Origin of the sequence: Butyrivibrio fibrisolvens, assembly GCF_037113525.1 — a bacterium.
GTDB classification, from domain to species: Bacteria; Bacillota; Clostridia; order Lachnospirales; family Lachnospiraceae; genus Butyrivibrio; species Butyrivibrio fibrisolvens.
The window spans coordinates 3,490,765-3,505,934 of the sequence record NZ_CP146963.1; the positions used below are offsets into that span (position 1 = coordinate 3,490,765).

Here is a 15,170-nt window from a genome sequence, read left to right on the forward strand (position 1 = left end):
ATTTGTCGGAATTCCCTATTGTAAAAAAGCAAAGTGGCCAGATCTGACCACTTTGCTCATAGTCTTTACTTAATATCTGCTCTCTTTAGTAATACAATAGTTTCTATTGATCTGGTATGGCAGAACATATCAACCGGAACGCAGTCAGTAACTCTGTATCCGTTCTTTGTAAATATTCCAAGATCTCTTGCAAGTGAATCAGGGCCGCAGGAAATATATACTACCTTCTTAGGTCCAAGTACGAATAGTGAAGAAAGGAACTCTTCTGTAGCACCACTTCTTGGAGGGTCCATGAATACTACGTCTGCCTTATCTCCCGAATCTGCCATCTGCTGCATGAATCTTGTAGCATCATTTTTATAAAATGTTACATTCTTGATTCCATTATTCTTTGCATTCCAGATAGCATCCTTAACGGCATCTGCGTTGATCTCAACGCTTGTGACATGCTTAACGTGTGGACTTGCGATAATACCAATAGTTCCGACTCCGCTATAACAGTCAAGAGCTTCTTCTGTTCCATCAAGATGTGCCAGCTCTATAGCTTTTGAATACATCTTCTCAGTCTGAACAGGATTAACCTGATAGAAGGACTTAGGAGATATCTTAAACTCCATACCACAGACTGTATCTGTAATGTATCCTTTGCCATAAAGAACTTTTTCCTGTTCTCCAAGGATCATACTTGTATGCTTGTCATTAACATTAAGTACAATAGTTGTGATCTCAGGATGTGCCTTTAAAAGGGCCTTCACAAAGTTATTCTTGGAAGGAAGAATCGGACTTGTCAGAATCAGGATGACCATTATCTGACCACTGTTTTTTCCAACTCTTATAAGTACATGACGAAGGAGGCCCTGGCCATAGTCTTCATCATAAGTTTTGATCTTAAAGGAACGGAGCATTCCTCTTATTGTGGCAATGATATCATCTGCCTTCTTATCTTCCAGAAGGCATGCATCCACAGGTACAACCTTGTGCGAACCTTCTTGATAGATACCCGAAAGAGGATTACCTTTTCTGTCATGAGTAAATACAGCATGGACCTTGCATCTGTAATGATCAGGATCCTCCATGCCAATAAACTCTCCAACCTCACAGTACTTGCCGATAAGCTCTTCTAGTCTGTCGTGCTTAACTTTAAGCTGCTTCTTGTAAGGCATATCTATAAACTGACAGCCGCCACACTTTGATGAAACCTTACATCTTTTTGCAGCTTTAGCAATTACATCAGAGTTCTTTTTATCTGATTTAATCTTAGCTGAAACAGATCCTGACTTCTTAGTTTTTAAGCTGAAATCAGCTTTTTTTGTCTTTAAACTATTACCAGCCTTCTTAGCCTTAGAGCTGTTATCAGCCTTTTTCTGAACTTTTGAAGTTCCCGTTTTACCGGTCTTCTTATTCATCATCATCTAAATCCTCTGCCTCATCCATGAGCGCACGCTTTGTAACTGCTCTTCTTTCTGTATCACCTGTAATATCTTTGAACTTAATACCCTGAATATTCTTAACAAGGCCATAAGCCTTTTCAACTTCACTTCTGTTGATCTTAACAAAGCAGTTGATACGATCATTACCTTTTCTTGAAAATAATCTCTGCCATAATGACTGCTTCTGCCAGTCAATGTAGTATGAAATCCTATTTTTCAAAAAGATTCTTTCAAGCTCTTTTTTGTCTCTCTGAGATAAAATATTGCAAAACACAACTTCGTTGTCAAAGTTCTGAGACTCATGTAATATGCTTGACATTATGTCTTCTCCTTAATGATTTATAAATTTTGTTGTAGCCCAAGGGTGTATTTTACTTAAAGATCTTAAATATTCCAATATGCATTTTTACGAAATTTACATCGCTTCATACATATATCTTACACGAAGTATACGTCTGATTGACTCATCAAGTCTATCTTCTGTGATCACTCCTGTGCTAAGAGCTTCCATGATACCATTGTATGCTTCCTGGAAATCTTCAGGCATATAGATCATGTCTGCTCCGGCAATAATAGCCGCAACAGCAGCCTGACCTGAAGAATATGATCCTGTGATTGCCGGTACATTCATAGCATCTGTAATAACTATACCGTTATATCCAAGCGAGCCTCTTAAAGTATCAGTTATAGCACCGCCCGAAAGGCTGCAAGGTATTCCGTCACCCGAAATAGCAGGACATGCTACGTTACTTACCATGATCGCATCTACACCTGAATCTATAGCATACTGAAATGGAATAAATGCGCCTGCCTGCAGTTCTTCCATAGACAGATCTACCGTTTGAAGACCTGCTGAAGGGTCTGTAACTGCAACCGGGAAAGAAGTAACGCACGCGCTTACACCCTTTGTCTCAAGTGATGTTACATATACAGATGCCATCTGAGCTGTAAGATTAGCATCTGTTCCGAAAGAATTTTCCGAGTCTGTAAGTCCAAGGTTTGGAGCCAGATTCAGATTAAAACCGTAATTGATAAGATAGGATCCGAGCGCTTCTGCATTAGCCACGGCATCATCACTCCCTTCAATCTGCGAAGGAGCTTTAGTTGTTGTAATCCCAAGGCTCGTAGCTGCTACGCTTCTGCTTCCACCCTCTTCTGATACAGCAAGAAGCAGAGGAAATCTACTCATCTGAGATGTTGTTGCAAGCATTTCTTTTATCTGATCATCGCTCTTTATATTATTAGACGAATATACGATTCCGCCTACTGTATACTGTTCAAGTGCTGCCTGTGTACTACTTCCGGCCTTTACTGCACTGTCAACTCCGGTAAGTTGTTCAGGTGTTACGAAAAAAATATATGCTGCCTTTTCTTCCAAAGTCATGTCCAGAAGTGTTCCGTCTATCCTGTTATTAACCATTTCTTCTGTTTCAGAAGCAAGCGGTACTTCTTCATCATCAGGAGTAATTATTGCTATTTCTTCATTTTCAGAACTTTCTGATGTTGCGATAGCTGCTTCTTTTTCATTCTGATGGTTAATTACTGCTGCCGAAACCTTTTTTATTCCCCATACAAGCCCAGCTATAGTGACTGAAAACAAAACAACTACTATTAAATAAGCTATAAATTGGGACCTGCGGCGACGGCGGCGACGACTTTCTCTTTTTTGTTGCTTAGACTTTTCCTGAACATTACCCTGTTCAAAATCCTGAGTTTCATCAATTACTGCATTATTATTTTCTTCCCTCATATCTTTTTTCCCTCCCTAACCGAAAATAAGAACATATTGAAAATGAAAAAAATAGTAATGACAATACTTAAAAATATTTTAACACAAAAAGCGCAAAAAAAGAACGGCGACCTTTTATCTTCAAGCCACCGTTCTTCATTCTGTTGAAACTTTATTACTAATTACTACGTTATTAAACTGCGTTGGTTCTTCACATCCCAAGGGACTGTTCCTCCGTTTTCTCAACCTGCTTTTTCCATTCACTTGTGCTTTTAAAAGCTGTGGTGGTCAAGATAGAGATATTGATCGTCGCCACTAATCATGTACTAAAGCCGTTGTAATCATATGACACTAATTCTTAATCATAAATCAAATTTTAATTGTCTGGTGGTCCGTACCTTCCTTTCCAGCAGTTATAGTAAATTACTTATGTCTTTGGAGTATACCTACCTTTCTTTCGGTCCCCCGAAGTATTTTTCTTCCTTAATTCGTTTGGATTGATTATAGTATACTAAAGCGTTTTCAATTTGTCAAGTCAATTTGCTTATTTTTTATTTGTATTCTGTTTATTAATTGATATATAAATCTTATTTCTGCATATTGTTTTAATTTTATATTATTTTCTGACTATTGTAATCATATTTTTTCATCTTCGTTTCCTCAAGAATTATGGTAATTTCAAAAATCCGGATTCATTTAATTCAGCTTCTCAAAAAGGAAACCCAAAATCATATATCTTCAAATGCACTAAAAAAGCCATGACACATAGCTTTTGAAAAACTAAATGTCATGGCTTAAATTTTCAGATTTATACGAAAATAGAGAAATCAGATAAGAGGATATTTGTCTGTAAGAGACTTAACGATTGCCTTAGCTTCTTCGATTCCTGCTTCTTTTTTCTTGATAACAGTAGCGATAGCTTCAGCGATCTTATCCATATCTTCTGTGTTCATGCCTCTTGTTGTGACAGCAGGAGTTCCAAGACGGATACCACTTGTTACAAATGGAGACTGCTTCTCGTTAGGAATTGTATTCTTGTTAGCTGTGATATGAGCTTCGTCAAGCCATGCCTCAACCTCTTTGCCAGTAAGATCATAGTTAGTAAGATCTATGAGCATAAGGTGGTTGTCAGTTCCGCCTGATACGATCTTGATATCTCTCTTCATAAGGCCTTCGCTGAGAGCCTTTGCATTATCGATAACGCTCTGCTGGTATACCTTGAAAGAAGGATCAAGAGCTTCCTTGAAGCAGATTGCCTTAGCTGCGATAACGTGTTCAAGAGGGCCGCCCTGAATTCCTGGGAATACAGCCTTGTTAAACTTGAACTTGTCCTGAGCAGCCTGATTCCACATGATCATACCGCCTCTTGGTCCTCTAAGCGTCTTGTGAGTTGTTGTAGTTACAACGTCAGCATATGGGAATGGGCTTGGATGAAGTCCTGCTGCCACAAGTCCTGCAATGTGAGCGATATCTACCATAAGAATAGCGCCGCATGCATCTGCTGCTTCTCTGAATTTCTTGAAGTCAATTGTTCTGCAATATGCAGAAGCTCCTGCAATGATAAGCTTTGGCTTATGCTCCATTGCAAGTCTCTTCATCTCGTCATAATCAAGAAATCCGTTTTCATCAACACCATAAGGGATGACATTGAAATATGTTCCGGAGATGTTAGCAGGGCTACCATGTGAAAGGTGTCCGCCCTGATTGAGATTCATTCCCATGATAGTATCGCCGGGCTGAAGGAGTGCAAACTGCACTGCAAGGTTAGCCTGAGCACCTGAATGAGGCTGAACATTAACGTAATCGCAGTTGAAGAGCTTTTTGGCACGCTCTCTTGCGAGGTTTTCAACGCGGTCTACTACGTAGCATCCGCCATAATATCTTTTTCCAGGAAGACCTTCTGCATACTTATTAGTAAGCGGGCTTCCCATAGCTGCCATAACAGCCTTACTGGTCCAGTTCTCGGAAGCGATCAGCTCTATGTGATCGTTCTGGCGCTGCATTTCATCCTCAATTGCCTGAGCTATTTCAGGGTCGAACTTTTTGACTTCATCCAATGAATACATTTTTTCTCTCCTACACTCTCTTTTACAATATCTACCGACTTGAACGGTTTTCTACTGGTTTTTTAGCATCACTTGGCATATCATAGCATATAGATAAATCAAATTCTATATGACAAAAATAATATTTTGAACAAATATTCAAAAATATTTAGATTAATTTTGTAATGGGTTTATTATATAAATATTATGCGCGCTACAAGGAGGTATTAAAAAATGTTTTATGTTATTGTCAATCCCGGATCAGGATCGGGAAGGGGATATTATACTTGGAAGAAACTTGAAGAAGGTTTTGTTGTTGCTGGTCTCAAATATCAGGTTGCTACCACAAAGAAGGCTGGGGATGCCAAGAGACTTGCAACTTCATTAATAGAAAAGCACTCTGGCGATGAAGGTCCTATAAAGCTCATTGTCATCGGCGGCGATGGTACTATGAATGAAGTTATTAACGGTATCACTGATTTTGATAAAATCGTTCTTGGATATATCCCGGGCGGATCTGCCGGAGACCTGGCTCTTGGCCTTGGCATCAAAGTAGGCACCGACGAGCTTATAAAAAGGATCACAGAAGGAAAAGTTCTTCGTTCAACTGATATAGGTAAGATCGAATACAAACATGTATCATCAACATATTCAAGACTCCATGATGAAAAAATAGAGACAACCAGATACTTTGATGTAAGTGCAGGAATCGGCTTTGATGCTGCAGTATGCGAAGAGGCACTTTCTTCCAGGTTCAAGAAAGTGCTTAATGCAGTAAAGCTCGGTAAACTTACATATCTTTTTATAGCTCTTCATCAGATATTCTCTATAGAAAAAAATGCCATGGACATCACTACCAAGGAAGGTGAACACCTCCATCTTGATAAGGCTATCTTTGCTGCTGCAATGATTCATCCTTATGAAGGCGGCGGCTTTATGTTCGGTCCTAATGCAGACTATACTGATGGTATATTCGACATCTGTGTTGCAGGTGATATGTCTGTCCCTTCTATATTAAGAGCTCTTCCTTCTGCCAAAAAAGGCAAGCATTTTAAATACAAGGGACTTCATGAACTTAAAAGCAGTGAAATCCACATTAAGACTGAAAAACCTTTGTGGGTTCATACCGATGGAGAAGTTTCCATAAAATCTGACGATATTTTAATATATAATTCAGGTTTTAAGCTTAAGCTTATTGTGTAATTGTCCGATATTCATTTGGGAGTTCGATTTTTACACTTTTTGTAATAATTCACCATTTTTTAGCGAAATATCGATATTTTTTCGGTTGGTTTCATCTTGCAGATATGTTAATGTGCGAGTATAGTATTATTTGTAACTTCGGACATCTTGCCATTTAACATTTTTAAGAGAAGGAAAAAACATGCAAAATTTCATGAAAGCAGATAGCTTCAGCAAGCCTTTTACGGCCGCAAGAGTGAAGGAATCTATATTGATGGCGATTCCCACTGCTATATATGCTGTAATATATCTGGTATGGTTCAACTACATAGAGACACGTAGAGTTATTCACTTTACAGAAATGCACACACGAATTGACGATATGATTCCATTTTGCGAAGTATTCGTAATTCCGTATATCCTTTGGTTTTTCTTTATCGCCTTTTGTACCGCATTTCCGTTATTAAAATTTGAAAAGGAAGACTATTGGAGATTTATGATATTTCTCGGAACAGGAATGACACTTTTCCTTATCATCTCCACTATATTCCCGACAGTTCAGTACCTTAGACCAAGCCAGTTTGAACGTGATAATATTTTTACAAGGCTTGTGGCTATGTTTTACAAATACGATACACCTACAAACGTATTCCCAAGCATGCACGTATATAATGCAATAGGCGGTGCATTCAGCATCTCCTACAGCAAGAGATTCAGCAAAGGCTGGAAGATAAACTCTCATGTGATCGCTGTATCCATAGTTCTTTCAACCATGTTCATCAAGCAGCATTCTGTAACAGATGTTGTGAGCGGAATCGCACTTGCGCTGGTTATGTATTATATAGTTTATCGCTCAGATATTGTATTGAACTTCCTTAGAAAGATCCATTTTATCGATCCTCTCGAAGAGGAAGGCGAGGTGGCTACTCAGGAAATCAGACTTTAATAATACTCAAATAATAAAGCTCTCTGCACACTTGTGCGGAGAGCTTTTTTGATAATGGTTTCTGTATTTTTTTAGTATATTATTATCTAAGTCTTTCTGTCTCAAATCTGGCAACTTTTTCAAGACAGTTTCTAAGATCTGAAAGTCTGTCATACACATCACCAGGCGCAACTTCCACATCGATTGCCATGGCCATAATGTCGATCATGTCATCAGTGACAACAGGTCTTATTCTCTCAAGGATCTGGATCCTTGCCTTTGCTGAATCGCTATCAAGAAAGGCAACAACATTAGGATCAAGATTGAGCTCATCAGCCTCATCTTCTATTGTCTTATTCATGTAATCGCTATTTGAATAAGCTGAACTTGACGCTTGATGTTCCGGCACTTTTTGAATATTGATAACAGGTTCAACCTTCTTTTCAGGTCTAACCACAAATGAATCTCTTACTGTCTCAATGCCGCTCTTATTTTCAGCCTTATTCTCCGGCTTATTTTCCTGCTTATTTTCAGGCTTATATAAAGATCCTTCTGAGGCTTGCTGGGCAGGTTTAATGCCAAGTGGATTTAATGATCCATTACCTGCAAGGGTAGCCGGATCAACTTTCTCGAATCTCATCTGCTGCTTAACATCGGGATATTTAACCCTGTCTACAGGGCTTGTAAACATAGAAAGTGGTCTTGCATATACTTTGAAATCACCGTAAAGAGCCTGATATATAACAAGTTCTTCTCTTGTCTCTGAATGAATCGCTATTGTAAGAACCTGATAAAGATTCCCCTTAAAATGTCTGTAGATCTGTTGTGGCATGGGTCTTTCCATACTTTAGTCCTCCTTGGTTTATAATTCCTGAATCTATTATAAATATTTGATCTCTCAAAAATTCGAATCAAAAAACGTCCTACACTTATGTTGTATTATGCTGATTTTGGCTTAGATGAACACTTAACGATTATCATCTCTACGCTAATTACATCATCGAGTTTACCACTCTTATAGGCTTCGTCATTTTCAACGCAAAGTTCCAGGCATTTTTTAAGCTGCGCCGTAGTATAAGATCTTGCCCAGTTTATATACTTGCCTACAATAAATGGAGCAAGATGAACAGCTGATGCTATAGCTCCTTTATCCTTGTGATTGTCAGCCATTTCTTTGACCTGAAGCATTATATTGAACTGTCTGAAGATAAGCGCCAGTATCTTCTGAGGCGGCTCTCGAAGTGCCAGAAGATCATAATACAGATCCATAGCCTTCTTCTGGTTGTGTTCAACGATCGCATCCGTCATAGCAAATATCTGATTGGAAAGCCAGTTCGCACATACAGCGTCAACATCCGCCACCGTAACTGTATCTCTTCCATCACAAAAGCAGATGATCTTCTCAAGCTCATTGGCAGCATTGGACATATCTGTTCCAACTCTTTCAAAGAAAAAATTGAGCGTACTCTCTGCTACATTAAATCCATTATTCTTAAGTCTTCTGGCCGCCCACATTCTTAGATCGCCAATGTCTGGCGTATCGCACTCGATCGTGATCCCACCAGCATTTGCAGCCTTATACATATCTTTACGCTTATCAACGCTGCTTTCTACCATAAGAAAATAGGCAGTTTCTGAAGGCGACTTCAGGTACTCGGCAAGTTCCGGACATCCGTTTTTACAAAGGCCTGACTCTTCTATTACAATAACACGTCTTGGGGCAAAAAAGGGCATTGTTTCAGCCATATCTATTACTTCAGCAACGTTTATATCTTTACCCTCGAACCTGGACATATTCATTGCATCGCCGCTTCCAAGAAGAGCTTTTTTGAGTTCATCCCTGACCTGATTACGAAGATATGCCTCTTCACCATATACAAGATAGCAGTGTTTAAAGTTTTCTCCCTTGATATCCTGTACTATCTCATTATGTTTAGCTTTGAATTCTGATGTCTTAGCCGGCATCTATGCCTCCTATTGGTTCTTCAGATTTGGCCGCATGGGCCAGGAGAATATATTGATCTCCTCTGACCTTACTATCTTACCACAATCCTAGTGTGCTGGCTCGCTCATCTTTAATCAAATCAAAAATAAGCCGATGCAGTCCATTTTCATGTTTATTGTGGTAAAAACACTGACAGTTTACTATAGTCTCCATCACAATCAACTGTAACTGCACCTGTCTCATAAGTAATGTAATAATCTGATTCCACGTTTTCAAGTCTTTCAAGCACCTCATCATGAGGATGGCCGTACATATTGTTCCTGCCGGCAGATATAACAGCGCATGCAGGGTTAAGCAAGTCCAAGAATCTTTCATCAGTTGTATATCTTGAACCATGATGAGGAACCTTTAAAAGTGTAACGTTTGAATAAGTATTCTGGTTCTGTTCCAGATACTCATTAAGACTGCTTAGTCCCTCCTCTTCAACGTCTCCTGTAAGAAGGCTTGTAAAGTCTCCATATCTGATAAAAAGGATAGTAGAATGTGCATTAGCCCCTTCTGTCCTAAGTCCCTCTACGGGCCCAAGACACTCTATACTAATTTCATCATTTCCAGTACTAAGGGTATCTCCCCTTTTTATATAAGAAACAGGAACGCCTGCATTTAATGCAGCTTCTTCAAGCTCTTTATAACTGTCTTCTCTACTATCTTCAGAACAATCAGGAAGGATCAGATTCCCTATCTGTATTCCGCCATTAGGCATCGCCTCAAGCAGCTCCATTACGCCTGAAATATGATCCTTATCTTCATGAGTTATAATACAGGCATCTATATAGCCTATGCCTTCGTATTTAAGGTATGGAGTCAGTATATATTGGCCAACACTGTTCTTGGAGGTGCTGCCGCCATCCACAAGGAAGGTCATGTCACCTGCCTCTATCACTATTCCATCTCCCTGGCCTACATGAAGGAAAACCATACGAAGATCAGGGCGTATGCGAATAGAGAGTATTACAACCGCAATTATAGGTATAATATATATAGGTATTAAATATTTACATTCTACAAGGCCTGCTTTTATACGCATTTTATCTCTTATAGCTGTGTTATCTTCTTTAGCTATGACATCTTCTTTAGCTATGACATCTTCTTTGGCAACAATATCACATTCATTATCTCTTATGTGATATTTCCCATTTATATACTTATGCAATAATATAAATACTATAAGTAATATATAATACACTACTACCTGCCAAGTATCTGCATGTCCTGCATACCATGTATTCCACGGAAGAAGCCTGCTACCAATGCATATACTTTTATACATTGCAAGTATCACGTGGCACAACAAGCCGGGGATAAGGGTTAATTCTATCATCACACTTCCGCTTATAAGGACTATAATTCCAAGTCCAAGTAATATAGTCATAAACGGAAGTACCAGAATATTAAGAAACACCGAATATACCGGAAATGTATAATAAGTGTTCATCTGCACAGGAAGGCATACTGATGATACCGAAAGCGAAGCTTTGACTATGGAAAATGCGCTTTCTGTAACCTTCTCCCTGGCAATAGCCAGGTAATCCCCAAGCTCCAACTTCTTGCCATCCCTTATCAGCTTATCCATTCTCTTTTTATACTCTGTCTTACGCACCACTTGCATAGTCGGAAGCACAAGCCCTATTCCTATCACAGCTCCAAAGCTCATCAAAAATCCGCTGTGATAAATGTAAAGTGGCTGCTCTATTATAAGGAGCATAGCGGCTACAGCTATACCTGTAAGCATATCGTAAGATCTTCCTATGACTGTTGCGATCATATGAAGGCTGAACATGATTATAGCTCTTATGGCAGATGTTCCCATCCCGCACATAACTCCATATGACAACATCAAGGATATAGCTACGACAGATGCCGGGATTATCGGGATTCTGCACTTTCTCAAAAGCTTATATAACCCCATTCCAAGAATCGAGATATGAAGACCTGATATACTTAAGATATGTATTATTCCTGCACCCTGATACAGTCCTTTTATTTCCTCGTCCATAGAAGTTCTGTCACCAAGGAGCATAGCTTTCATAACTGAAGCATCCTCTTCATTAAAGGTCTGGTCTAAAATACCGGACAGGTACATCCTGATCCTGTACAGACTTTCTTTAAAGGAATTCGCATTAAGATCACGATATTGCACGCTTCCATCTCTTACCTGATATTCAATTTTTAAAATCTTATAATACTTGCGACTGTCGAATTCACCGGGATTACTTGCCCTGTTAAAAGCATAGTACTCTCCCTGTACAACAACCTGTTCACCTATTTGTGGAATAGTTTCGAAATTGCTCTGATACGAAGACGAAAGATATACTTTTACTATAGTATCATCTTTCCCTGATTCTTTGATATATAGAACTTGTACCTGATTTCCATCGAAATCGGTTCCGGTCTCTTTAGATGTGACCTTACCCGATACAGTGATAACTTCCCCGTTCTCTTTGCCCGGATCAGAATAGTCCGGTGGATAGAACAAAAGGAATACAAAAACAGCCGCCACAAATGCCGATGCTATAAGGCATAGTGGACGTTTAAACATATTTACTCCTAATTTGTAACTATTATTTCTTTTACTCTATATTGATCTCCAGATTTCTTTCAAATGTTCCGGAAAGACTAACGCTGTCCATAAATTTGACATCCTTGTTTCCGTCAACTGTGATCTGAACTTTATTAACTTCATTAAAATCTGAAAGTGTATTAACTATTGAATATATAGCTGTCTGAGCTGTAACAGTATATGGTTCAGTAGTAAATGCCGAATTAAGATCTACGTAGCAGATTCCGTCCCTTACAGTGATGGAATTGATAGTAGTCTCAGGATTGATGGTAGGATAAACTTCATCCGTATTAGGGCCAGCGATAAGCTGCTCCAGCGCGATCCTCTCCATGGAAATATTACTGTTAAATACAACTGTACGATATACCTTTACAAGACCATCGCCTTCTTCATTGGTGAAATAAAGCGTAAGTGTAACTTTTTCATATGTATTGATCTCATTACCGGCATTATAGATGAAGGTATCCTCTGTCATACCACCGACTACAGTTCCGGAAGCATCAGTCAGAGGGCTGCCGTTAACCTGAAATGTAACTGTCTTAACAGCATCGATCTGTGTCAAAGTGCGCACCATTGCAGCTCTGTCAAGAATCTCAGTAACATGCTCAACAGAATTATAGGACTCATCAAAATTCAAAATAAGGCTATCATCTGTCAGACTGTAATCTATGAGCGCAATTCTTCCTGCAAGAGGTGCTTCATAAGAAAAAGTATCAGGATTCTTGGAAAGCTGCTCTATAAGCTCAGCAATAACAGCATCAGTATCTTCTATGTCTGATTTAAGAGTATAGTCATCTGCTATTATGCCTGTCTCTGCAGAGTTAACATAGTATATTTTAACCTCATTAGCATCATCACTATCAGATTTCCCGATAACGCCTGAATTACCAGCACATGCAGACAAAGACATACAAATGGTAATAAAAAGAGCAGATATACCCTTTTTTCCAAAACCGTACTTTATTCTATTTTTCAGAGAAAAGATAAAGCTATTCATTCTAACTCTGTTTCTCCCTATATAATCACTTTGACCCAAATTCATCTCAAAATATATCTAGAATCTCTTAAGTGAAATATTTTAAGCTGAAATATTTATGTTTATTTCGATCACTTAGCATAGCTAAGAGGTATAGTAACAGTAAATGTCGTTCCCTCACCAAGTACGCTGTCTACATCGATAGATCCGCGATGCATTAGTATTGCACTCTTGGTAATTGAAAGACCAAGTCCCGTTCCACCGATTTCTCTTGATCTTGACTTATCTACTCTATAGAACCTGTTAAATATAAGATCCGTAGAATCTTCCGGAATACCAACACCGGAATCGGAAATTGTTATTGTAAAGAACTGATGATCTGCATCAAGTATAACTTTAACCCAACCCTGTTCTTTATTGTACTTGATAGCATTCTCAACAATATTCATTATTGCAAGTGAAAGCTTAACTTCATCGATCTCTGCTGTAACAGGGCGTCTTGAATCAAATGTAAGCTCTATATTATTCTTTCTTGCAATAGGACGAAGCCTCTTCAAAATGATCTCTGTCATCTCATTGACATCAACTGTTGAGATATTAAGCTGCGCCGCAGTCTTATCCATCTTAACAAGTGACAGAAGGTCATCTATTATCGTAGCTTCCCTGTCTACTTCCTTACTTATATCCTGCATGAAATCCTGATACATCTCTATAGGTGCATCCGGCTGAGCTACAAGTGTATCTGCCAGAACCTTCATTGAGGTAATTGGTGTCTTAAGCTCATGCGATACGTTTGAAACAAATTCCTGACGAGACTCATCCAAAGTCTTCATCCTGCTCTGAAGCTGGTTAAAAGCCGTAACGATGTGCTCTGTCTCCAGATAATCAGGAACAGAGATATCCTCATTGGTAAATCCAGCCTTAATATCATTGATCGCATTTGTGATCCTGTCGAAGGGTTTAAGCAGAATATTAGCCGCAAACAAAGAAAACATAAATATGACTATGATTATTATGAGTTCTATGGAGCTTGCATTCTGGTTAAGAATATCAAGTGTAGTACTTATGTTATCAGTAGAAACACTCGTAAGAATTACACCTACAACCTCCTCAACCTCTACTTCATTGCCGGATTCATCTTCTGTGATCCTGGTCTGGGTGATAGGCGTAGTGATCTCAATATAACCATTATTAGCATCATAAACAGATGTTGTACCGTTATCGCCTTGTTTAAGACACTTTACAACTTCTTCAGAAATAATGGTCTTTTTCTCACTGATTCCGTAAGTATCCTTGATAATTTTAAGATTGTCATCGATGATCATGACACGGCCATCATAAAGATTGGCAAGCATATCAAGCTCAGCGCCGACAATTTCAGAAGAGGTATCCTGCAGGTATCCATAGGTGATCAGATGATCAGCCAGGATACGTGCCTGTGTCTGGGCCTCTGTTGTACGAACTGCAACTGCACGCCCTTCATACGTTTCGATGATCGCAAAATGAACGACCTGACAGGATATAAAACCAGTCACAAAGATAAGTATAAAGATACGTGCACGCAGGCTTCTGAATATATTGACTATCTTTAATTTATGTATTATTTCACTAAAAACTGATTTAAGGTTCATACTGGATCATGCCTGAAAATAATATCCTGAGCCCCATTTTGTTCTTACATATCTAGGCTCACTTGGATTAGACTCAAGCTTCTCACGAAGTCTTCTTACATGAACGTCAACAGTTCTTACATCACCAGGGTACTCATCTCCCCAGATATCTGTAAGAAGTTCATCACGAGAAAATACCTTTCCTGAATGTGCAGCAAGAAGTTCAAGAACTTCAAACTCGCGGCTTGTAAGGCTTATTTCTTTATCTCTTACAAATACTCTTCTGTATTCCTTGTTGATCTTAAGATCACCAAATATCATCTCAGACATTGATTCTACAGAAGCAGAACGGCGGATGATCGCTTTGATCCTTGCCTTTACTTCAAGTATATTAAATGGTTTTGTGATATAGTCATCAGCACCGTATTCAAGTCCAAGGATCTTGTCCATATCATCGCCCTTAGCTGTAAGCATGATAACAGGAACATTACTGAACTCTCTTATCGCCTGACATACATCAAATCCTGAAAGCTCCGGAAGCATTACATCCAGAAGAATGATATCGTATTTGTTGGCCCTTGCCAGTTCCAAAGCCTCTGCACCGTCATAAGCGCAGTCAACTTCCATGTCATCCTGTTCCAAACTAAACTTAAGTCCCTTTACTATTGACTTTTCATCATCTACAACGAGTGCTTTACGTGACATATT

At 39.0% G+C, this 15,170-nt stretch carries 12 protein-coding genes; 2 read left to right on the forward strand and 10 right to left on the reverse strand.

The features are described from left to right. Positions 1 to 65 precede the first annotated feature (65 nt). From rlmD to glyA, 4 genes are all read right to left on the reverse strand, one after another. Positions 66 to 1,412 (reverse strand): 23S rRNA (uracil(1939)-C(5))-methyltransferase RlmD, encoded by a 1,347-nt coding sequence (gene rlmD, locus WAA20_RS14580; protein WP_073388179.1) that lies wholly within the window; start codon positions 1,410 to 1,412, stop codon positions 66 to 68. Beyond that, positions 1,399 to 1,749 carry a hypothetical protein gene (locus WAA20_RS14585; RefSeq protein ID WP_073388177.1) on the reverse strand — a complete coding sequence of 117 codons (351 nt, stop codon included), beginning with the start codon at positions 1,747 to 1,749 and terminating at the stop codon, positions 1,399 to 1,401. The genes rlmD and WAA20_RS14585 overlap by 14 nt, the downstream gene beginning before the upstream one ends. Positions 1,750 to 1,845: 96 nt before the next feature. Then, positions 1,846 to 3,180, reverse strand: a complete 1,335-nt coding sequence (locus WAA20_RS14590; protein ID WP_073388175.1) for a glycoside hydrolase family 3 N-terminal domain-containing protein — start codon at positions 3,178 to 3,180, stop codon at positions 1,846 to 1,848. A gap of 806 nt (positions 3,181 to 3,986) precedes the next feature. Further along, positions 3,987 to 5,225 (reverse strand): serine hydroxymethyltransferase, encoded by a 1,239-nt coding sequence (gene glyA, locus WAA20_RS14595; RefSeq protein ID WP_073388173.1) that lies wholly within the window; start codon positions 5,223 to 5,225, stop codon positions 3,987 to 3,989. Positions 5,226 to 5,438: 213 nt separating this feature from the next. Between glyA and WAA20_RS14600 the strand changes: the two genes are divergently transcribed. Together WAA20_RS14600 and WAA20_RS14605 are read left to right on the forward strand one after the other, a co-directional pair. Next, the gene (locus tag WAA20_RS14600) at positions 5,439 to 6,407 is read left to right on the forward strand and encodes a diacylglycerol kinase family protein (RefSeq protein WP_073388170.1); all 969 of its coding nucleotides are present in this window, start codon (positions 5,439 to 5,441) and stop codon (positions 6,405 to 6,407) included. A gap of 181 nt (positions 6,408 to 6,588) precedes the next feature. Beyond that, entirely contained in the window at positions 6,589 to 7,332 is a 744-nt protein-coding gene (locus WAA20_RS14605) for a phosphatase PAP2 family protein (RefSeq protein WP_073388167.1), read from the forward strand. A gap of 82 nt (positions 7,333 to 7,414) precedes the next feature. On the opposite strand, the gene WAA20_RS14610 is transcribed toward WAA20_RS14605, so the two are convergent. The 6 genes from WAA20_RS14610 to WAA20_RS14635 form a co-directional block, all read right to left on the reverse strand. Further along, positions 7,415 to 8,155 carry a DUF1653 domain-containing protein gene (locus WAA20_RS14610; RefSeq protein WP_073388165.1) on the reverse strand — a complete coding sequence of 247 codons (741 nt, stop codon included), beginning with the start codon at positions 8,153 to 8,155 and terminating at the stop codon, positions 7,415 to 7,417. Positions 8,156 to 8,250: 95 nt separating this feature from the next. After that, on the reverse strand, positions 8,251 to 9,276 hold the full coding sequence (gene holA, locus WAA20_RS14615; RefSeq protein ID WP_073388163.1) for a DNA polymerase III subunit delta: 1,026 nt from the start codon (positions 9,274 to 9,276) through the stop codon (positions 8,251 to 8,253). A gap of 152 nt (positions 9,277 to 9,428) precedes the next feature. Further along, on the reverse strand, positions 9,429 to 11,855 hold the full coding sequence (locus WAA20_RS14620) for a ComEC/Rec2 family competence protein (protein WP_073388161.1): 2,427 nt from the start codon (positions 11,853 to 11,855) through the stop codon (positions 9,429 to 9,431). 31 nt (positions 11,856 to 11,886) lie between these two features. Next, entirely contained in the window at positions 11,887 to 12,873 is a 987-nt protein-coding gene (locus WAA20_RS14625; RefSeq protein ID WP_167562724.1) for a GerMN domain-containing protein, read from the reverse strand. A 110-nt stretch (positions 12,874 to 12,983) separates the two neighbouring features. Beyond that, on the reverse strand, positions 12,984 to 14,483 hold the full coding sequence (locus tag WAA20_RS14630) for a HAMP domain-containing sensor histidine kinase (protein ID WP_139263766.1): 1,500 nt from the start codon (positions 14,481 to 14,483) through the stop codon (positions 12,984 to 12,986). A 6-nt stretch (positions 14,484 to 14,489) separates the two neighbouring features. Beyond that, on the reverse strand, positions 14,490 to 15,167 hold the full coding sequence (locus WAA20_RS14635; RefSeq protein WP_073388159.1) for a response regulator transcription factor: 678 nt from the start codon (positions 15,165 to 15,167) through the stop codon (positions 14,490 to 14,492). Positions 15,168 to 15,170: the final 3 nt, after the last annotated feature.